This is a genomic window from Bacillus subtilis subsp. subtilis str. 168, assembly GCF_000009045.1.
GTDB classification, from domain to species: domain Bacteria; phylum Bacillota; class Bacilli; order Bacillales; family Bacillaceae; genus Bacillus; species Bacillus subtilis.
Genome location: NC_000964.3, coordinates 3,168,601 through 3,188,370, shown reverse-complemented (window position 1 = coordinate 3,188,370; position 19,770 = coordinate 3,168,601). Strand labels below are relative to the sequence as shown.

The window sequence follows — 19,770 nt, the reverse complement described above, 5'->3', positions numbered from 1 at the left end:
AGACCATTGCAAAGAATGGCCGATAATAGACCTCCTCTCTGTATACGCCTACGAGGTTAGCTGTCGGATTAGGGATTCAGAGTACCCCCTCTTACTTAGTAAGATTCACCCCAAGGCTGTTAATAAAACAGCCAATCGTTGGTTCCCCCGTTCGTGTTTGATTAAGCGGTAAAAGAGACTGTATGAAATTGAACACTCAAGAATTTACTCCTGTTTCTAGTGTTTGTCAATTTAAATTTTAAACCAGAAAAAAGATAACGGGGATTAGAGAAAAAGGGGAGGGTAAAACGCAAAAAAGACCGGCGTTAACCGGTCTTTTACATTAGTTGCAACCGCAAGGCTGAGTCGGAGGAGTGCTGCGCTTAGCCACGTCAATGCTGGCTTCTGCGTAAAATTTATTTCCGATGCTTAATGATTTATTCTCCGCACGGAAAGTATATGTACCAGCGGCAGGAAGTGTTTTGTTATTCAGTTTTAATTTGAATTCGCCAGCTCCTAACAAATCAAGTGCCAAAGGAACTCTTACTGTTTTCCCGTTATTGAGGATCTGTGTTGTACGCAAGGCATTTCCGTTCAATGTGTCTTTCGTGTTTGCAGTAAATCCGCTTGGCAATGTAAACTCCATAACGCCAAGGCTGAGAAGCGTGTTTGGACGGTAAGTCAATTCGATATCTGAGAAAGACCATTCCGTTTTGCTGGCGCCAGTGATTGTTGCGAACAATGAAGCTGTAGACTGTGTTCTCATAGTGGATTCAGTATGAGCTTTAGTTGATGTAGATTCAGCCGCGAAAGAAGCTGTAGGTGCAGAAACGAGTAACCCGAGACTTAATGCACTAATTGCCAAAGAAGATAATAATTTGCGTTTCATAACAAAATTCCCCCTAAAAAATGATAAATTAAACAGGCCTGCCCGCTTTTCACCTCCTCTGAAAGGCCAAATACAAATTTTACCTACATAAAATTACCATCAAATATTTTGGAAGTAAATGGGGTGTTTTTCCCGTATTTTTCAAATTTGTAGTAGTTACATCAAAAAAACGCCTAGTTTCCCAGGCGTTTTCTGCTTTACTTTGTTTCGACCGGTATAAATTTAAAAATTTCTCCGGTCTGCACCGATTCAGCAAGCCGTTTCAGCCAGTCATAGTAAGCTTTAGAGCTTTCCAGCTGATCATATAACTGCAGTGCTTCATTTTTGATATCCTCATCGAGATCTTCCTTGCATAAAACCTTTTGTAAATCAGCTTGAGCTTCCTCGATCGCTGTTACATTCACTTGAACCTCCCGCTCCCATTTAGGTGGAAAGAAATTTGTGAAAAATTTAAAGAAATCCTTCTCAGCCACAAATGTATGCTTGCGGATGCCCCGGTGAAATGTTTTTTTCACTACATTTAAGTCTTGAAGCTTTTTGACGCCAGTGCTCATGCTTGGTTTGCTCATTTGCAACTCCTCACGCATTTCGTCAAGCGTCATCTCATCCCTCATATACATCGTCCCATATAAAATCCCGACACTGCGGGTAATTCCGTAAAGATCCATCGTTTCAGCAATGGAGTCAATAACAAGATCCCGAGCCTGTTCTATAGCTGCAAATTCTGGATTTTCATCCATACTGACCCTCTTTTCCTTTAGAAAATTAAATTCGTTAAGTTATTTCTTTATGTTCTTTATCTTAACGAAACATGAGGAAAAGTCAAAAAGAAAAATCAAAATGGGACTTTGACAGTTTAAAAACCATATGTTAGATTAAGGTTGTTAAAAACATTAAATTTTTATTTAACAAACTTTATTTACGTCAAGGAGGCTTATATGAGTCAAACATTATTCATTGACGGAGAATGGATCAGTGCCGAAAAAGAACAGATCCGCAGTATTATCAACCCATTTAATCAAGAAGAAATTGCAACTGTAAGCGAGGGAGGGCGAGAGGACGCCATCAAAGCAATCGCAGCCGCACGTAGAGCATTTGACAAAGGAGAATGGTCATCGCTATCCGGGCTTGAACGCGGAAAAATTGTTCTGAAAATTGCGGAATTAATCAGACGCGATCTTGAGGAGCTGGCTGAGCTTGAATCTCTTGATACAGGAAAAACACTCGAAGAAAGCAAGGCCGATATGGACGATATCGCCAATGTTTTTCAATATTACGCCGGCTTGGCAGACAAAGATGGCGGAGAGATCATTTCATCTCCGATTCCTGATTCAGAAAGCAAAATTATTAGGGAGCCAATCGGGGTTTGCGGCCAGATCACTCCATGGAATTATCCGCTCCTTCAAGCGAGCTGGAAAATCGCCCCTGCACTGGCCGCAGGAAACACAATCGTCATGAAGCCGAGTGAGATTACGCCGCTGACGACAATCAAAGTCTTTAAGCTGATGGAAGAAGCCGGTGTTCCAAAAGGTGTCGCAAATCTTGTTCTTGGACCGGGAGCCACAGTGGGCGACGAGCTTGCCGTAAACAAAGACGTCGATTTGATTTCATTTACGGGCGGAATTGAAACAGGCAAAAAAATCATGCGGGCGGCAAGCGGAAACGTCAAAAAAATCGCCCTTGAACTTGGCGGGAAAAACCCAAATATTGTTTTCAAGGACGCGGATTTAGAAGTTGCGGTTGATCAGGCCTTAAACGCTGTATTTTTCCACGCCGGCCAAGTATGCTCTGCAGGTTCCCGCTTGCTTGTTGAGGATGCCATTCATGATCAATTTTTGGCGGAGCTGGTCAAACGGGCAAAACGCATAAAACTCGGAAACGGTTTTCATGCTGAGACAGAAAGCGGTCCGCTTATTTCGGCGGAGCACAGGGCAAAGGTAGAAAAATATGTAGAGATCGGAATAGAGGAAGGCGCGAAGCTGGAGACAGGAGGCAAACGCCCGGAAGATCCTGAGCTTCAAAACGGCTTTTTCTATGAACCTACTATTTTCTCAAACTGTAATTCTGACATGAGAATCGTTCAGGAAGAGGTTTTCGGTCCTGTATTGACAGTCGAAACCTTCAGCTCTGAAGAAGAGGTAATCGAGCTTGCGAATGATACCATCTATGGCTTGGCTGGAGCGGTATGGTCAAAAGACATTGAAAAGTGCGAACGGGTAGCAGCCCGCTTGAGAATGGGAACCGTTTGGATCAACGATTTTCATCCGTACTTTGCACAAGCGCCATGGGGCGGATATAAGCAATCCGGGTTCGGACGCGAGCTTGGAAAAATAGGCCTTGAAGAATACACAGAAGTCAAACATGTATACCGCAATACAAAACCGGCAGCGGTTAACTGGTTTAATTCATAAGAGGGGGAGATTGATGATGACATTAAATATGAAGGTAGAAAGCATGCAGAAATTCCACACATTTGAAATTCCGACTGTGATTAAGCATGGAATCGGAGCCATCAAGCATACGGGTGAGGAAGTAGCTGCACTGGGCGTTTCAAAAGCGCTCCTTGTCACAGACCCTGGGATTTATAAAGCCGGTGTTGCTGATCCCGTAATCGAATCACTTAAAGAAGCAGGCATTGAAGTGGTACTCTTTAATAAAGTTGAGCCAAACCCGCCTGTCCGTCTGGTGAATGAAGGATCTGAGCTTTACAAAAAAGAGAACTGTAATGGTTTGGTGGCAGTCGGAGGCGGAAGCTCCATGGATACAGCAAAAGCAATCGGAGTAGAAGCGACTCACGAAGGAAGCGTGCTTGATTATGAAGCGGCAGATGGGAAAAAACCGCTGGAAAACCGCATTCCTCCGCTGACGACAATTCCCACTACAGCTGGAACCGGATCAGAAGTAACCCAATGGGCGGTTATCACAGATGAAGAAAGAGAATTCAAATTCAACACGGGCGGTCCGCTGATTGCAGCGCACTTGACAATCATTGATCCTGAGCTTCATGTTTCAATGCCTCCGCATGTAACAGCTATGACGGGAATTGATGCGCTCGCCCATGCCATTGAGTGCTATACAATGAAATTTGCACAGCCAATCACGGATGCGGTTGCCTTAATGGCGATTGAGTATGCCGCTCATTACATCAAGAGGGCATTTGCTGATGGAGAGGATCTGGAAGCAAGGTACGGAATGGCGCAGGCTGCGATGCTTGCCGGTCTTTCTTACGGAAGTGAATCAGCGGGCGCTGCTCATGCGATGAGCCAAACGCTTGGCGGTATTATCCCAGTCGCTCACGGCCAATGTGTAGCGGCGATGATGGGCCCTGTCATGGAATACAACTGGAAGGGCTATCCTGAGAAGTTTGCGCGTATTGCGAAAGCGTTCGGTATTGATACAAGCAAGATGACAACAGAAGAAGCTGCGAAAGCATCTGTCAATTGGATGTATGATCTGGTCGAAGATTTAGAAGTGCCGACTTTAGAAGAGCAGGGAGTATCACCTGATATGATCGAACGCTTGTCTAAAGAAGCAATGAAAGATCCGCAAACCTTCGGAAACCCTAGAGATTTAAATGAAAAAGCATACAACTGGATCTACAAACGCTGCTTTAACCTTACGCCTAAAACGGTATAATCAAAATCCCGCTCCTTTACAGAGCGGGATTTTTTGGGATAATGAAGCATAGGTGGAAATTTTAGATAAGAAGGAAGGTGCCAGCTGATGTGGAAGCGTATGACTGCAAAAGCGGAAGGCTTATATATCGCAGATACAAAAAGCTTCGTAACAAAGCAAATGGACAAGCTTGATTTTGATTATGGCGGCATCCCCGGCGACTTGCATTTTGGCCTGACCAAAAAAGCGGGAGCCAGAGAACCAATGTTTTCAAGAGGGACTGAAATTTTCAACCGCAGACAAATTTCAATTGTTTCAATAGAGGAATGCAACGAAATCGCTTTAAAAATGGGAGTGCCGAGAATTTTGCCGGAATGGCTCGGGGCGAATGTGGCAGTCAGCGGTATGCCAGATCTTACTTCATTAAAAGAAGGAAGCCGGATTATTTTTCCGAGCGGAGCGGCTCTGCTGTGTGAGGGCGAAAATGATCCGTGTATCCAGCCGGGAGAAGTCATTCAGTCTTATTATCCGGACCAACCGAAGCTGGCGTCGGCTTTCGTCCGCCACGCACTGGGCATTAGAGGGATTGTCTGTATTGTGGAGAGACCTGGTGCTGTTTACACAGGTGATGAAATAGAAGTTCATTCCTATCAGCGAAAAGTCAAACGAAAAGCAGAAAGGGTCTGATTAAATCAGGCCCTTTCTATCTTTTCTTTAATTTCTTTCATTTGGCTGAGGTGCCGTTTTTCATGATGGCCGATAAAATCGATCCACTGTCTGACAGTCAGCTCTTGAAACACAGGATGCGGAAGCACTCTTTCAAAATCTTCTTCTTTCAGAGAGGCAATCGCAGCAGTCAGCTGCTCTCTTACCACATCAAGCTCACGTTTCATTTGGCTGCCTGAAATAAAATCATGCGCAGGCTCAAGATGACTCGGGGCTTTCCGTTTATTATTTCTGTCCTGTGCTACTTCAAGCGGTTTTTCTTCAATTTCTTTAATCGGAGCGTCCTTTACACGTTCCTTCAACATTTTTTGTGCGGTCATATCGATTTTTTTCAAATGGTCAAGAACTTCCCGTATGCTCCATTCTTCAGCAGAAGGCTTTTGATTCAGCTTTTCGTCAGAAAGTCCTTTCAATTCGTTCCACGTTTCTAATCTGGCTTCATTAAAGATACTCATCATATCTCCTCCTAAAATGACATTACCATATATATAAGCAATTATCATTTATAAAGCACTTCAAATGGGTTATTTGTCTTAAAATTTTGAAACTTTTCCCGAGGTGTCTCGTATAAATGGTAACGGCAGCCGTTCATCAATGCATTGATGAAGAAAGGATGAGGAAGTTGGAGTTATTTGGAGTACCTATACAAACAATGTATCTTTATACGCTTATTATTGCGGGCAGCCTTACGCTGTTATTCCTGTTTTTCGGAGATGTATTTTCAGGGCTGTCAGAAGGCATTCCGTTTCTTAATCCGACATTAGTGCTCTCATTTTTTACATGTTTTTCAGCGGGCGGATATATAGGTGAACTTGTATTGCCTCTGTCAAGCTTGCTGATTGCGCTTTTATCTTGCATCCTTTCGATCATGCTGGTGGTATTGCTTCACATCTTTGTACTGGTGCCATTATCATCTGCAGAAGAATCATTGGCATATAGAGAAGATGATCTCAGAGGAAGACTCGGTAAAGTGATTACAGCTGTGCCGGTTGACGGGTTTGGTGAAGTGGTCATAGAAGGGATAGGCGGGACCATTTCAAAGTCAGCGGTCAGTTTTGATAATCAGCAGATCAGTTACGGGACAACGGTGTTAGTCGTAGATATTAACAACGGAGTTCTTTCGGTTACTCCGCATGAACCCATTTAACATAAAAGGAGGAATTTGATATGACAATGCCGATTATAATGATCATCGGAGTTGTATTCTTTTTATTAATTGCACTAATAGCTGTGTTTATTACGAAGTATCGTACAGCAGGGCCTGATGAAGCGTTAATTGTAACAGGGAGCTATCTGGGTAATAAAAATGTTCATGTCGATGAAGGCGGCAACCGTATTAAAATCGTCCGCGGCGGAGGAACCTTTGTCCTTCCCGTCTTCCAGCAGGCAGAGCCGCTAAGCCTATTATCAAGCAAACTCGATGTTTCGACACCTGAAGTCTATACAGAACAAGGAGTGCCAGTAATGGCCGATGGAACTGCGATTATTAAAATCGGCGGTTCTATAGGAGAAATCGCTACAGCGGCCGAACAATTTTTAGGGAAATCAAAAGACGACCGTGAGCAGGAAGCGCGGGAGGTTTTAGAAGGCCACCTTCGTTCCATTCTCGGCTCAATGACAGTAGAAGAAATCTATAAAAACAGAGAAAAATTCTCTCAAGAGGTGCAGCGTGTCGCTTCACAGGATCTCGCGAAAATGGGACTTGTAATCGTCTCGTTTACCATTAAAGATGTTCGTGATAAAAACGGTTATCTTGAATCATTAGGGAAACCGAGAATTGCCCAAGTAAAACGCGATGCTGATATCGCAACAGCAGAGGCTGATAAAGAAACCCGAATTAAGCGGGCAGAAGCCGATAAAGACGCAAAAAAATCAGAACTTGAACGGGCGACGGAAATCGCTGAAGCTGAAAAAATCAATCAGCTCAAAATGGCTGAATTCCGCAGAGAACAAGATACGGCAAAAGCGAATGCCGACCAAGCATATGATTTAGAGACTGCCCGAGCGCGCCAGCAAGTCACAGAGCAGGAAATGCAGGTTAAAATTATCGAACGCCAAAAACAAATAGAACTAGAAGAAAAAGAAATTCTTCGCCGTGAACGTCAATACGACTCAGAGGTAAAGAAAAAAGCCGATGCAGACCGTTATTCTGTTGAGCAGTCCGCAGCAGCTGAGAAAGCCAAACAGCTCGCGGAAGCCGATGCCAAGAAGTACAGTATTGAAGCAATGGCAAAGGCTGAGGCGGAAAAAGTAAGAATTGACGGGCTAGCAAAAGCAGAAGCGGAAAAAGCGAAAGGAGAGACAGAAGCAGAGGTTATCCGCCTGAAAGGTCTTGCAGAAGCGGAAGCAAAAGAGAAAATTGCGGCCGCCTTTGAACAGTACGGGCAGGCGGCGATTTTCGATATGATTGTCAAAATGCTTCCGGAATACGCGAAACAAGCAGCGGCACCTCTTTCAAATATTGATAAAATCACCGTTGTCGATACAGGAGGAAGCGGTGAATCAAGCGGAGCAAACAAAGTAACCAGCTATGCGACGAACTTAATGTCAAGTCTGCAAGAAAGTTTAAAAGCATCCTCAGGAATTGATGTAAAAGAAATGCTTGAGAACTTTTCAGGAAAAGGAAACGTAAAACAAAGCATTAATGAATTAACAAATGAAATCAAAGAAGCCAAAACGATCCAAAAATCAGAGTAAGGAAAGGGCAGAACCGTATGGTAACTGTACGTGAAGCGAAGTTAGAGGATATAAAGGACATTGCAAAAGTGCATGTAGACAGCTGGAGGACAACATACCACGAAATTATCCCGATTGATTATTTAAACAGCCTGAACTATAAGGAATTTGAAGACAAATGGAAAAGTCGCTCGTTAAAGGGAGTATTTGTTGCTCAGGACGAAAAGGGTTCAGTATTCGGCTTTGCTTCATTTGGACCTATTCGCTCTGAACAAGAAGGCTATGACGGCGAGTTATACGCTATTTATCTTCTGGAAGAGCGCCAGCGGCAAGGTGCAGGCAGGGCGCTCTTAGCAAAAGGAGCGGAGTTTTTGCTTCAACATGGTTTTTCAAGTATGTTTGTTTGGGTTATTGAGCAGAATCCCTCGATTATATTTTATCAGGCCTATTCACCTGAAAGAGTAGCGGAGGACAACTTTGAAATTGCCGGAGTAAGGCTGAAAGAAGTAGGTCTTGGCTGGCCGGATCTTTCAGCTTTAAAAACACTTCTTAACAGATAACGAAAAATCCCCCAGCGGAATTCGCTGGGGGATTGTTACTTTTACGCTTTGTCACTTTTAAGCAGACGGGGTGCTGTCATAAATAATAAACATAGGACAATTGCACAAATAATGAATGAAGGAACCATGTAAGTCGCATTATAAGTTAAAGAATAAATCCATACCGGTGTTCCTTTTGGAGCAAAGCTGCCGAAAAACACAGCTCCTGAAATGACATGCGCGGCATAGCGCAGCAAACTGCCGATAAAAACTGCGCTGACCACTGAAACAATCAATTTCCCTTTTGTTTTTGATACAGCGGCTTTACGGACAGAAGAAGCGAAACAGCCGCTTATGCCGATTGCTGCGAAAGCGACAATGTAATCTAACAATAGCTGTACAGGATGTTGAGCAAACAAGTTTCCGATTGCTATTTGTACTAGACCTGTCAACAAACCTGTAGTAAGACCTGCTTTGACACCCCAGCGAAACGAAATTAAAAAGATCGGAATCATCATGATGGAGACCGAGCCTCCTTGAGGCATGCTAAGAAACATTCCTGAGACAATGTCTAAAATAACGGCTGCCGCTGTCATAATGGCAATTTCAATAAGGCGAACCAGTTGCTTAGATTGATTCATATCTATCTCCTTCCATTGACAGACAACCAAAAGGACAACAAAAAAGCAGCACGCGGAAGGATGAGAAAAGTTCCACGCACTGCTTTACGATCTGCAATTCATTTGACTTTGCCACATCCCTACGCCAGCGTTAACTAACAGGTTCAAAGGGTCAGAACGAAACCGCTCACTCTCAGCTTTAATGCTCCCCTTGTGGTCATCAGTATTTAGTTCGTTTCTACTATACAAGAAAACGAAAAAAACAACAAGATCACATGACTGATGTATATGTTCTTTTAAGAAACTTATATGATACACACGCTTTAGAAATCATGGCGAGGATTATAGTTTATTTGTTTTATAGATTTTTTTTAAAAAACTATTGCAATAAATAAATACAGGTGTTATATTATTAAACGTCGCTGATGCACAGCGGACACAAACTAGATGCTTCAAAACAACTTGAAAAAAGTTGTTGACAAAAAAGAAGCTGAATGTTATATTAGTAAAGCTGCTTCATTGAGAAGTAACGAAATGATCTTTGAAAACTAAACAAGACAAAACGTACCTGTTAATTCAGTTTTTAAAAATCGCACTGCGATGTGCGTAGTCAGTCAAACTAGGGCCTGCACGACGCAGGTCACACAGGTGTCGCCGCAGGATGCGGTGAACTTAACCTGTGATCCATTTATCGGAGAGTTTGATCCTGGCTCAGGACGAACGCTGGCGGCGTGCCTAATACATGCAAGTCGAGCGGACAGGTGGGAGCTTGCTCCCTGATGTTAGCGGCGGACGGGTGAGTAACACGTGGGTAACCTGCCTGTAAGACTGGGATAACTCCGGGAAACCGGGGCTAATACCGGATGGTTGTTTGAACCGCATGATTCAAACATAAAAGGTGGCTTCGGCTACCACTTACAGATGGACCCGCGGCGCATTAGCTAGTTGGTGAGGTAACGGCTCACCAAGGCAACGATGCGTAGCCGACCTGAGAGGGTGATCGGCCACACTGGGACTGAGACACGGCCCAGACTCCTACGGGAGGCAGCAGTAGGGAATCTTCCGCAATGGACGAAAGTCTGACGGAGCAACGCCGCGTGAGTGATGAAGGTTTTCGGATCGTAAAGCTCTGTTGTTAGGGAAGAACAAGTACCGTTCGAACAGGGCGGTACCTTGACGGTACCTAACCAGAAAGCCACGGCTAACTACGTGCCAGCAGCCGCGGTAATACGTAGGTGGCAAGCGTTTTCCGGAATTATTGGGCGTAAAGGGCTCGCAGGCGGTTTCTTAAGTCTGATGTGAAAGCCCCCGGCTCAACCGGGGAGGGTCATTGGAAACTGGGGAACTTGAGTGCAGAAGAGGAGAGTGGAATTCCACGTGTAGCGGTGAAATGCGTAGAGATGTGGAGGAACACCAGTGGCGAAGGCGACTCTCTGGTCTGTAACTGACGCTGAGGAGCGAAAGCGTGGGGAGCGAACAGGATTAGATACCCTGGTAGTCCACGCCGTAAACGATGAGTGCTAAGTGTTAGGGGGTTTCCGCCCCTTAGTGCTGCAGCTAACGCATTAAGCACTCCGCCTGGGGAGTACGGTCGCAAGACTGAAACTCAAAGGAATTGACGGGGGCCCGCACAAGCGGTGGAGCATGTGGTTTAATTCGAAGCAACGCGAAGAACCTTACCAGGTCTTGACATCCTCTGACAATCCTAGAGATAGGACGTCCCCTTCGGGGGCAGAGTGACAGGTGGTGCATGGTTGTCGTCAGCTCGTGTCGTGAGATGTTGGGTTAAGTCCCGCAACGAGCGCAACCCTTGATCTTAGTTGCCAGCATTCAGTTGGGCACTCTAAGGTGACTGCCGGTGACAAACCGGAGGAAGGTGGGGATGACGTCAAATCATCATGCCCCTTATGACCTGGGCTACACACGTGCTACAATGGACAGAACAAAGGGCAGCGAAACCGCGAGGTTAAGCCAATCCCACAAATCTGTTCTCAGTTCGGATCGCAGTCTGCAACTCGACTGCGTGAAGCTGGAATCGCTAGTAATCGCGGATCAGCATGCCGCGGTGAATACGTTCCCGGGCCTTGTACACACCGCCCGTCACACCACGAGAGTTTGTAACACCCGAAGTCGGTGAGGTAACCTTTTAGGAGCCAGCCGCCGAAGGTGGGACAGATGATTGGGGTGAAGTCGTAACAAGGTAGCCGTATCGGAAGGTGCGGCTGGATCACCTCCTTTCTAAGGATATTATACGGAATATAAGACCCAAGGTCTTATAAACAGAACGTTCCCTGTCTTGTTTAGTTTTGAAGGATCATTCCTTCGAAACGTGTTCTTTGAAAACTAGATAACAGTAGACATCACATTCAATTAGTAACACAAGATATCACATAGTGATTCTTTTTAACGGTTAAGTTAGAAAGGGCGCACGGTGGATGCCTTGGCACTAGGAGCCGATGAAGGACGGGACGAACACCGATATGCTTCGGGGAGCTGTAAGCAAGCTTTGATCCGGAGATTTCCGAATGGGGAAACCCACCACTCGTAATGGAGTGGTATCCATATCTGAATTCATAGGATATGAGAAGGCAGACCCGGGGAACTGAAACATCTAAGTACCCGGAGGAAGAGAAAGCAAATGCGATTCCCTGAGTAGCGGCGAGCGAAACGGGATCAGCCCAAACCAAGAGGCTTGCCTCTTGGGGTTGTAGGACACTCTGTACGGAGTTACAAAAGAACGAGGTAGATGAAGAGGTCTGGAAAGGCCCGCCATAGGAGGTAACAGCCCTGTAGTCAAAACTTCGTTCTCTCCTGAGTGGATCCTGAGTACGGCGGAACACGTGAAATTCCGTCGGAATCCGGGAGGACCATCTCCCAAGGCTAAATACTCCCTAGTGACCGATAGTGAACCAGTACCGTGAGGGAAAGGTGAAAAGCACCCCGGAAGGGGAGTGAAAGAGATCCTGAAACCGTGTGCCTACAAGTAGTCAGAGCCCGTTAACGGGTGATGGCGTGCCTTTTGTAGAATGAACCGGCGAGTTACGATCCCGTGCAAGGTTAAGCAGAAGATGCGGAGCCGCAGCGAAAGCGAGTCTGAATAGGGCGCATGAGTACGTGGTCGTAGACCCGAAACCAGGTGATCTACCCATGTCCAGGGTGAAGTTCAGGTAACACTGAATGGAGGCCCGAACCCACGCACGTTGAAAAGTGCGGGGATGAGGTGTGGGTAGGGGTGAAATGCCAATCGAACCTGGAGATAGCTGGTTCTCTCCGAAATAGCTTTAGGGCTAGCCTCAAGGTAAGAGTCTTGGAGGTAGAGCACTGATTGGACTAGGGGCCCCTACCGGGTTACCGAATTCAGTCAAACTCCGAATGCCAATGACTTATCCTTGGGAGTCAGACTGCGAGTGATAAGATCCGTAGTCGAAAGGGAAACAGCCCAGACCGCCAGCTAAGGTCCCAAAGTATACGTTAAGTGGAAAAGGATGTGGAGTTGCTTAGACAACCAGGATGTTGGCTTAGAAGCAGCCACCATTTAAAGAGTGCGTAATAGCTCACTGGTCGAGTGACTCTGCGCCGAAAATGTACCGGGGCTAAACGTATCACCGAAGCTGCGGACTGTTCTTCGAACAGTGGTAGGAGAGCGTTCTAAGGGCTGTGAAGCCAGACCGGAAGGACTGGTGGAGCGCTTAGAAGTGAGAATGCCGGTATGAGTAGCGAAAGAGGGGTGAGAATCCCCTCCACCGAATGCCTAAGGTTTCCTGAGGAAGGCTCGTCCGCTCAGGGTTAGTCGGGACCTAAGCCGAGGCCGAAAGGCGTAGGCGATGGACAACAGGTTGATATTCCTGTACCACCTCCTCACCATTTGAGCAATGGGGGGACGCAGGAGGATAGGGTAAGCGCGGTATTGGATATCCGCGTCCAAGCAGTTAGGCTGGGAAATAGGCAAATCCGTTTCCCATAAGGCTGAGCTGTGATGGCGAGCGAAATATAGTAGCGAAGTTCCTGATTCCACACTGCCAAGAAAAGCCTCTAGCGAGGTGAGAGGTGCCCGTACCGCAAACCGACACAGGTAGGCGAGGAGAGAATCCTAAGGTGATCGAGAGAACTCTCGTTAAGGAACTCGGCAAAATGACCCCGTAACTTCGGGAGAAGGGGTGCTCTGTTAGGGTGCAAGCCCGAGAGAGCCGCAGTGAATAGGCCCAGGCGACTGTTTAGCAAAAACACAGGTCTCTGCGAAGCCGTAAGGCGAAGTATAGGGGCTGACGCCTGCCCGGTGCTGGAAGGTTAAGAGGAGCGCTTAGCGTAAGCGAAGGTGCGAATTGAAGCCCCAGTAAACGGCGGCCGTAACTATAACGGTCCTAAGGTAGCGAAATTCCTTGTCGGGTAAGTTCCGACCCGCACGAAAGGCGCAACGATCTGGGCACTGTCTCAACGAGAGACTCGGTGAAATTATAGTACCTGTGAAGATGCAGGTTACCCGCGACAGGACGGAAAGACCCCGTGGAGCTTTACTGCAGCCTGATATTGAATGTTGGTACAGCTTGTACAGGATAGGTAGGAGCCTTGGAAACCGGAGCGCCAGCTTCGGTGGAGGCATCGGTGGGATACTACCCTGGCTGTATTGACCTTCTAACCCGCCGCCCTTATCGGGCGGGGAGACAGTGTCAGGTGGGCAGTTTGACTGGGGCGGTCGCCTCCTAAAAGGTAACGGAGGCGCCCAAAGGTTCCCTCAGAATGGTTGGAAATCATTCGCAGAGTGTAAAGGCACAAGGGAGCTTGACTGCGAGACCTACAAGTCGAGCAGGGACGAAAGTCGGGCTTAGTGATCCGGTGGTTCCGCATGGAAGGGCCATCGCTCAACGGATAAAAGCTACCCCGGGGATAACAGGCTTATCTCCCCCAAGAGTCCACATCGACGGGGAGGTTTGGCACCTCGATGTCGGCTCATCGCATCCTGGGGCTGTAGTCGGTCCCAAGGGTTGGGCTGTTCGCCCATTAAAGCGGTACGCGAGCTGGGTTCAGAACGTCGTGAGACAGTTCGGTCCCTATCCGTCGCGGGCGCAGGAAATTTGAGAGGAGCTGTCCTTAGTACGAGAGGACCGGGATGGACGCACCGCTGGTGTACCAGTTGTTCTGCCAAGGGCATCGCTGGGTAGCTATGTGCGGACGGGATAAGTGCTGAAAGCATCTAAGCATGAAGCCCCCCTCAAGATGAGATTTCCCATTCCGCAAGGAAGTAAGATCCCTGAAAGATGATCAGGTTGATAGGTCTGAGGTGGAAGTGTGGCAACACATGGAGCTGACAGATACTAATCGATCGAGGACTTAACCATATTTTTGAATGATGTCACACCTGTTATCTAGTTTTGAGAGAACACTCTCAATTTGTTTGGTGGCGATAGCGAAGAGGTCACACCCGTTCCCATACCGAACACGGAAGTTAAGCTCTTCAGCGCCGATGGTAGTCGGGGGTTTCCCCCTGTGAGAGTAGGACGCCGCCAAGCAATTGCACGTTAGTGCAAGTATGGAGGATTAGCTCAGCTGGGAGAGCATCTGCCTTACAAGCAGAGGGTCGGCGGTTCGAGCCCGTCATCCTCCACCATTTTTCATTATACATATCGGTTTTACATATATGCCGGTGTAGCTCAATTGGTAGAGCAACTGACTTGTAATCAGTAGGTTGGGGGTTCAAGTCCTCTTGCCGGCACCACTTTTATATGATATAATATTCAAGTCTATTGTAAGAAGAGCCATTAGCTCAGTTGGTAGAGCATCTGACTTTTAATCAGAGGGTCGAAGGTTCGAGTCCTTCATGGCTCACCATTTACATGTTGCGGATGTGGCGGAATTGGCAGACGCGCTAGAATCAGGCTCTAGTGTCTTTACAGACGTGGGGGTTCAAGTCCCTTCATCCGCACCATTTCTGCGGAAGTAGTTCAGTGGTAGAACACCACCTTGCCAAGGTGGGGGTCGCGGGTTCGAATCCCGTCTTCCGCTCCAACTATACCATCCACGCCGGGGTGGTGGAATTGGCAGACACACAGGACTTAAAATCCTGCGGTAGGTGACTACCGTGCCGGTTCAAGTCCGGCCCTCGGCATTAAGTTTTGCGCCCGTAGCTCAATTGGATAGAGCGTTTGACTACGGATCAAAAGGTTAGGGGTTCGACTCCTCTCGGGCGCGCCATGATCTATATGAAATCGGGAAGTAGCTCAGCTTGGTAGAGCACATGGTTTGGGACCATGGGGTCGCAGGTTCGAATCCTGTCTTCCCGACCATTCTTGGGGCCTTAGCTCAGCTGGGAGAGCGCCTGCTTTGCACGCAGGAGGTCAGCGGTTCGATCCCGCTAGGCTCCACTTGATTTCAAAAATATTTGGCGGTGTAGCTCAGCTGGCTAGAGCGTACGGTTCATACCCGTGAGGTCGGGGGTTCGATCCCCTCCGCCGCTACCAATGGACCTTTAGCTCAGTTGGTTAGAGCAGACGGCTCATAACCGTCCGGTCGTAGGTTCGAGTCCTACAAGGTCCACCACTATACGGAGGAATACCCAAGTCTGGCTGAAGGGATCGGTCTTGAAAACCGACAGGGGTGTCAAAGCCCGCGGGGGTTCGAATCCCTCTTCCTCCGCCATACATATTCCTAATCATCGCGGGGTGGAGCAGTTCGGTAGCTCGTCGGGCTCATAACCCGAAGGTCGCAGGTTCAAATCCTGCCCCCGCAACCAAATTTTAAAATGGTCCGGTAGTTCAGTTGGTTAGAATGCCTGCCTGTCACGCAGGAGGTCGCGGGTTCGAGTCCCGTCCGGACCGCCATTTAAATACTTAGGCTCGGTAGCTCAGTTGGTAGAGCAACGGACTGAAAATCCGTGTGTCGGCGGTTCGATTCCGTCCCGAGCCACCATTTATCAATATGCTTTGGCGGTTGTGGCGAAGTGGTTAACGCACCAGATTGTGGCTCTGGCATTCGTGGGTTCGATTCCCATCAATCGCCCCAAATAAAAATTGCGGGTGTAGTTTAGTGGTAAAACCTCAGCCTTCCAAGCTGATGTCGTGGGTTCGATTCCCATCACCCGCTCCATTTCTATATCGTCATGGGCCTGTAGCTCAGCTGGTTAGAGCGCACGCCTGATAAGCGTGAGGTCGATGGTTCGAGTCCATTCAGGCCCACCATGACTTTTGTTCCACAGTAGCTCAGTGGTAGAGCTATCGGCTGTTAACCGATCGGTCGCAGGTTCGAATCCTGCCTGTGGAGCCAAATGGAGAAGTACTCAAGTGGCTGAAGAGGCGCCCCTGCTAAGGGTGTAGGTCGTGTAAGCGGCGCGAGGGTTCAAATCCCTCCTTCTCCGCCATATGATTACAGATATCATAATTATCGGCCCGTTGGTCAAGCGGTTAAGACACCGCCCTTTCACGGCGGTAACACGGGTTCGAATCCCGTACGGGTCATCCAGAAGCCTTGCATATCCTGCAAGGTTTTTTTGTTTTTATAAATCATGATATGTCTTAGATTTTGTTCTTTATTTTAAAAACAGACTACAAAAATCTCCATATATTTCGTTTTTCTTCAGAAAATGAAGTTAATTGTCTATAAGTATAAGCGCTTTCAGGAAAGGGCTTTTTTTTATTTCTTCGAATAAATACTATAAATGAAAACTATGATGTCAGAAAGGATGATTACATGGCCGCTGCCAGCCCGACAGCACATGATGTTTATCTTTTTCACGAAGGCAGTCTGTTTAAAAGCTATCAGCTGTTTGGCTCGCATTACCGCGAGCTGAATGGCAAAAGCGGATATGAATTCTGTGTGTGGGCGCCTCATGCGTCGGAAGTACGAGTGGCTGGAGATTTTAACAGCTGGTCTGGAGAAGAGCATGTGATGCACAGAGTGAATGATAATGGCATTTGGACGTTATTTATTCCAGGTATAGGAGAAAAGGAACGATATAAATACGAAATTGTGACGAATAACGGTGAGATCAGGCTGAAGGCAGATCCATACGCTATTTATTCAGAAGTCAGACCAAACACAGCGTCACTTACTTACGATTTGGAAGGATACAGCTGGCAAGATCAAAAATGGCAAAAGAAACAGAAGGCTAAGACGCTGTATGAAAAACCTGTTTTCATTTATGAACTGCATCTTGGGTCTTGGAAGAAGCATTCTGATGGCAGGCATTATTCCTATAAAGAATTAAGTCAGACGCTTATCCCTTATATCAAGAAGCATGGGTTTACCCATATTGAACTGCTTCCCGTGTATGAGCATCCATATGATCGTTCATGGGGGTACCAAGGAACGGGGTATTACAGCCCGACAAGCAGGTTTGGCCCGCCGCATGATCTGATGAAGTTTGTGGATGAATGTCATCAACAAAATATCGGAGTCATTTTGGATTGGGTCCCCGGACATTTTTGTAAAGATGCACATGGCCTTTATATGTTTGATGGAGAACCGCTTTATGAATACAAAGAAGAACGTGATCGGGAGAACTGGTTATGGGGCACGGCAAACTTTGACCTGGGGAAACCGGAAGTTCATAGTTTTTTAATTTCGAATGCGTTGTACTGGGCGGAATTCTATCATATAGATGGATTTAGGGTTGATGCAGTGGCTAATATCTTGTATTGGCCAAATCAGGATGAACGCCACACGAATCCATATGCTGTTGATTTTTTAAAAAAACTCAATCAAACCATGAGAGAGGCATATCCCCATGTGATGATGATTGCAGAAGATTCTACAGAATGGCCTCAAGTGACAGGTGCCGTTGAGGAAGGGGGGCTTGGTTTTCATTATAAATGGAATATGGGATGGATGAATGACGTACTGAAATACATGGAGACGCCGCCCGAAGAAAGGCGGCATTGTCATCAGCTTATCTCTTTTTCATTACTATATGCGTTTAGTGAACATTTTGTATTGCCGTTTTCTCATGATGAAGTCGTATACGGAAAAAAATCACTTCTCAATAAAATGCCTGGCGACTACTGGCAGAAATTTGCCCAGTATCGGCTTTTGCTGGGCTATATGACAGTGCATCCCGGAAAGAAATTGATCTTTATGGGATCAGAGTTTGCTCAATTTGATGAATGGAAAGATACAGAACAGCTTGATTGGTTTTTGGACTCCTTCCCCATGCATCAGAAAGCCAGCGTTTTTACGCAAGATCTTCTCCGCTTTTACCAAAAAAGCAAAATCCTTTATGAGCATGACCATCGTGCACAATCGTTTGAATGGATTGATGTCCATAATGACGAACAATCAATCTTTTCTTTTATTCGTTATGGCCAAAAGCACGGTGAGGCGCTTGTCATCATTTGTAATTTTACACCCGTGGTCTATCATCAATATGATGTTGGAGTTCCTTTTTTTACTCAATACATTGAAGTGCTTAACAGTGACAGTGAAACATATGGAGGCTCAGGGCAAATCAACAAAAAGCCGTTATCGGCTAAAAAGGGAGCACTTCATCATAAACCGTGTTATATCACGATGACCATCCCCCCTTACGGCATCTCGATTTTACGGGCGGTTAAAAAAAGAGGAGAGATAAAAAGATGAAAAAACAATGTGTAGCCATGCTCCTTGCCGGCGGGAAGGGCAGCCGTCTCAGCGGATTAACAAAAAATATGGCCAAACCGGCTGTATCTTTCGGGGGAAAATACAGGATTATTGATTTTACCCTAAGCAACTGTTCTAATTCAGGCATAGACACAGTCGGGATTTTAACGCAATATCAGCCGCTCGAGCTGAATTCCTATATTGGGATCGGCAGTGCATGGGACCTGGATAGATATAATGGCGGCGTGACGGTTTTACCCCCTTATGCCGAGTCATCAGAAGTCAAATGGTATAAAGGGACGGCAAGCTCCATTTATGAAAATCTCAATTATTTGAATCAGTATGATCCTGAGTATGTACTGATTTTATCAGGAGATCACATATACAAAATGGACTACGGCAAAATGCTTGATTATCACATTGAAAAGAAAGCAGATGTGACCATCTCTGTCATCGAAGTGGGCTGGGAGGAAGCAAGCCGGTTCGGCATCATGAAGGCCAATCCAGATGGGACGATCACACATTTTGATGAAAAGCCCAAATTCCCTAAGAGCAATCTTGCCTCAATGGGAATTTATATATTCAATTGGCCGCTTTTGAAACAGTATCTTGAGATGGACGATCAAAACCCTTATTCTAGCCACGACTTCGGCAAAGACATTATTCCACTGCTTTTGGAAGAGAAAAAGAAGCTTTCTGCTTATCCGTTCAAGGGATATTGGAAGGATGTCGGAACGGTGCAGAGCTTGTGGGAAGCCAATATGGATTTGTTAAAAGAGGACTCGGAGCTGAAGCTGTTTGAACGCAAATGGAAAATTTACTCCGTCAATCCAAATCAGCCTCCGCAATTTATTTCATCTGATGCGCAGGTTCAAGATTCGCTTGTGAACGAAGGTTGTGTTGTATATGGAAATGTGTCTCACTCCGTTCTTTTTCAAGGTGTGACTGTTGGTAAGCATACGACTGTTACATCATCCGTCATAATGCCGGATGTGACGATTGGGGAGCATGTAGTCATTGAAAATGCCATCGTTCCTAATGGGATGGTGCTGCCGGATGGCGCAGTGATTCGCTCCGAAAAAGACATTGAAGAGGTGCTGCTCGTTTCAGAGGAATTTGTAGAAAAAGAATTGATTTAATTACTGAAGAGGGGGCAGAGTCA

12 protein-coding genes, 21 tRNA genes, 3 rRNA genes and 2 other RNA genes are annotated in these 19,770 nt (G+C 46.4%); 32 read left to right on the top strand and 6 right to left on the bottom strand.

What is annotated here, in order from left to right; genetic code table 11:
- Positions 1-29 precede the first annotated feature (29 nt).
- The 3 genes from swdA to gbsR all read right to left on the bottom strand — a co-directional run bounded on the left by swdA (position 30) and on the right by gbsR (position 1,608).
- An RNA gene (swdA, locus tag BSU_misc_RNA_52) (cyclic-di-AMP-sensing riboswitch) lies at positions 30-198 on the bottom strand.
- Positions 199-322: 124 nt separating this feature from the next.
- Positions 323-868, bottom strand: coding sequence for a biofilm hydrophobic layer component (gene bslA / locus BSU_31080; protein ID NP_390986.1), 546 nt, complete (start codon positions 866-868; stop codon positions 323-325).
- A 197-nt stretch (positions 869-1,065) separates the two neighbouring features.
- Positions 1,066-1,608: a transcriptional repressor for gbsAB gene (gene gbsR, locus BSU_31070; protein NP_390985.1), complete on the bottom strand. Its 543-nt coding sequence runs from the start codon at positions 1,606-1,608 to the stop codon at positions 1,066-1,068.
- 198 nt (positions 1,609-1,806) lie between these two features.
- On the opposite strand from gbsR, the gene gbsA reads away from it, so the two are divergent.
- From gbsA to yuaD, 3 genes are all read left to right on the top strand, one after another.
- Complete coding sequence (gene gbsA / locus BSU_31060; protein NP_390984.1) at positions 1,807-3,279, top strand: glycine betaine aldehyde dehydrogenase, NAD+-dependent; 1,473 nt, start codon at positions 1,807-1,809, stop codon at positions 3,277-3,279.
- 16 nt (positions 3,280-3,295) lie between these two features.
- Positions 3,296-4,504: a choline dehydrogenase gene (gene gbsB, locus BSU_31050; protein NP_390983.2), complete on the top strand. Its 1,209-nt coding sequence runs from the start codon at positions 3,296-3,298 to the stop codon at positions 4,502-4,504.
- 87 nt (positions 4,505-4,591) lie between these two features.
- Positions 4,592-5,170, top strand: a complete 579-nt coding sequence (yuaD, locus tag BSU_31040) for a hypothetical protein (protein ID NP_390982.1) — start codon at positions 4,592-4,594, stop codon at positions 5,168-5,170.
- A 5-nt stretch (positions 5,171-5,175) separates the two neighbouring features.
- Here the strand turns inward: yuaD and yuaE are convergent, their stop codons facing one another.
- A complete protein-coding gene (gene yuaE, locus BSU_31030) occupies positions 5,176-5,664 on the bottom strand; it encodes a hypothetical protein (protein ID NP_390981.1) in 489 nt (162 codons plus the stop codon).
- Between the two features lie 167 nt (positions 5,665-5,831).
- Between yuaE and nfeDB the strand changes: the two genes are divergently transcribed.
- The 3 genes from nfeDB to yuaI are packed head-to-tail and all read left to right on the top strand — an operon-like array spanning position 5,832 to position 8,445.
- Positions 5,832-6,356, top strand: coding sequence for a putative membrane integrity integral membrane protein (gene nfeDB, locus BSU_31020; protein ID NP_390980.1), 525 nt, complete (start codon positions 5,832-5,834; stop codon positions 6,354-6,356).
- Between the two features lie 20 nt (positions 6,357-6,376).
- Positions 6,377-7,906: a flotillin lipid rafts scaffold protein gene (floT, locus tag BSU_31010; RefSeq protein NP_390979.1), complete on the top strand. Its 1,530-nt coding sequence runs from the start codon at positions 6,377-6,379 to the stop codon at positions 7,904-7,906.
- A gap of 17 nt (positions 7,907-7,923) precedes the next feature.
- On the top strand, positions 7,924-8,445 hold the full coding sequence (yuaI, locus tag BSU_31000; protein ID NP_390978.1) for a putative N-acetyltransferase: 522 nt from the start codon (positions 7,924-7,926) through the stop codon (positions 8,443-8,445).
- A 41-nt stretch (positions 8,446-8,486) separates the two neighbouring features.
- Here yuaI and thiT read toward each other — a convergent pair whose 3' ends face one another.
- Positions 8,487-9,065, bottom strand: a complete 579-nt coding sequence (gene thiT, locus BSU_30990) for a thiamin permease (RefSeq protein ID NP_390977.1) — start codon at positions 9,063-9,065, stop codon at positions 8,487-8,489.
- A gap of 99 nt (positions 9,066-9,164) precedes the next feature.
- An RNA gene (gene tswC / locus BSU_misc_RNA_51) (thiamine pyrophosphate riboswitch) lies at positions 9,165-9,266 on the bottom strand.
- 464 nt (positions 9,267-9,730) lie between these two features.
- On the opposite strand from tswC, the gene rrnB-16S reads away from it, so the two are divergent.
- From rrnB-16S to glgC, 26 genes are all read left to right on the top strand, one after another.
- Positions 9,731-11,285, top strand: a ribosomal RNA-16S gene (gene rrnB-16S / locus BSU_rRNA_19).
- A 167-nt stretch (positions 11,286-11,452) separates the two neighbouring features.
- Positions 11,453-14,380, top strand: a ribosomal RNA-23S gene (rrnB-23S, locus tag BSU_rRNA_20).
- Between the two features lie 55 nt (positions 14,381-14,435).
- Positions 14,436-14,553 (top strand): ribosomal RNA-5S (gene rrnB-5S, locus BSU_rRNA_21).
- Together the 16S, 23S and 5S rRNA genes with 21 tRNA genes alongside form the textbook arrangement of a ribosomal RNA operon.
- Before the next feature lie 20 nt (positions 14,554-14,573).
- A tRNA-Val gene (gene trnB-Val / locus BSU_tRNA_52) sits at positions 14,574-14,649 on the top strand.
- A gap of 32 nt (positions 14,650-14,681) precedes the next feature.
- A tRNA-Thr gene (gene trnB-Thr / locus BSU_tRNA_53) sits at positions 14,682-14,757 on the top strand.
- A 37-nt stretch (positions 14,758-14,794) separates the two neighbouring features.
- Positions 14,795-14,870, top strand: a tRNA-Lys gene (gene trnB-Lys / locus BSU_tRNA_54).
- Between the two features lie 10 nt (positions 14,871-14,880).
- A tRNA-Leu gene (gene trnB-Leu1, locus BSU_tRNA_55) sits at positions 14,881-14,967 on the top strand.
- Positions 14,968-14,972: 5 nt separating this feature from the next.
- Positions 14,973-15,047: transfer RNA gene (gene trnB-Gly1 / locus BSU_tRNA_56), tRNA-Gly, on the top strand.
- Between the two features lie 14 nt (positions 15,048-15,061).
- A tRNA-Leu gene (gene trnB-Leu2 / locus BSU_tRNA_57) sits at positions 15,062-15,147 on the top strand.
- 9 nt (positions 15,148-15,156) lie between these two features.
- Positions 15,157-15,233, top strand: a tRNA-Arg gene (gene trnB-Arg / locus BSU_tRNA_58).
- 15 nt (positions 15,234-15,248) lie between these two features.
- Positions 15,249-15,325: transfer RNA gene (trnB-Pro, locus tag BSU_tRNA_59), tRNA-Pro, on the top strand.
- 5 nt (positions 15,326-15,330) lie between these two features.
- Positions 15,331-15,403 (top strand) — tRNA-Ala (trnB-Ala, locus tag BSU_tRNA_60).
- Positions 15,404-15,422: 19 nt separating this feature from the next.
- Positions 15,423-15,499, top strand: a tRNA-Met gene (gene trnB-Met1 / locus BSU_tRNA_61).
- Positions 15,500-15,501: 2 nt separating this feature from the next.
- Positions 15,502-15,578 (top strand) — tRNA-Met (gene trnB-Met3, locus BSU_tRNA_62).
- Positions 15,579-15,584: 6 nt separating this feature from the next.
- Positions 15,585-15,677 (top strand) — tRNA-Ser (gene trnB-Ser1 / locus BSU_tRNA_63).
- 17 nt (positions 15,678-15,694) lie between these two features.
- Positions 15,695-15,771: transfer RNA gene (gene trnB-Met2 / locus BSU_tRNA_64), tRNA-Met, on the top strand.
- Between the two features lie 11 nt (positions 15,772-15,782).
- Positions 15,783-15,859 (top strand) — tRNA-Asp (trnB-Asp, locus tag BSU_tRNA_65).
- A gap of 12 nt (positions 15,860-15,871) precedes the next feature.
- Positions 15,872-15,947: transfer RNA gene (gene trnB-Phe, locus BSU_tRNA_66), tRNA-Phe, on the top strand.
- A 17-nt stretch (positions 15,948-15,964) separates the two neighbouring features.
- Positions 15,965-16,040, top strand: a tRNA-His gene (gene trnB-His / locus BSU_tRNA_67).
- A gap of 10 nt (positions 16,041-16,050) precedes the next feature.
- Positions 16,051-16,124 (top strand) — tRNA-Gly (trnB-Gly2, locus tag BSU_tRNA_68).
- Positions 16,125-16,139: 15 nt separating this feature from the next.
- A tRNA-Ile gene (gene trnB-Ile2, locus BSU_tRNA_69) sits at positions 16,140-16,216 on the top strand.
- A 10-nt stretch (positions 16,217-16,226) separates the two neighbouring features.
- Positions 16,227-16,301 (top strand) — tRNA-Asn (trnB-Asn, locus tag BSU_tRNA_70).
- Between the two features lie 3 nt (positions 16,302-16,304).
- Positions 16,305-16,395 (top strand) — tRNA-Ser (trnB-Ser2, locus tag BSU_tRNA_71).
- A gap of 25 nt (positions 16,396-16,420) precedes the next feature.
- Positions 16,421-16,492: transfer RNA gene (gene trnB-Glu / locus BSU_tRNA_72), tRNA-Glu, on the top strand.
- A 232-nt stretch (positions 16,493-16,724) separates the two neighbouring features.
- Positions 16,725-18,608 carry a 1,4-alpha-glucan branching enzyme gene (glgB, locus tag BSU_30980; protein ID NP_390976.1) on the top strand — a complete coding sequence of 628 codons (1,884 nt, stop codon included), beginning with the start codon at positions 16,725-16,727 and terminating at the stop codon, positions 18,606-18,608.
- Entirely contained in the window at positions 18,605-19,747 is a 1,143-nt protein-coding gene (glgC, locus tag BSU_30970) for a glucose-1-phosphate adenylyltransferase (ADP-glucose pyrophosphorylase) subunit alpha (protein NP_390975.1), read from the top strand. The genes glgB and glgC overlap by 4 nt, the downstream gene beginning before the upstream one ends.
- Positions 19,748-19,770: the final 23 nt, after the last annotated feature.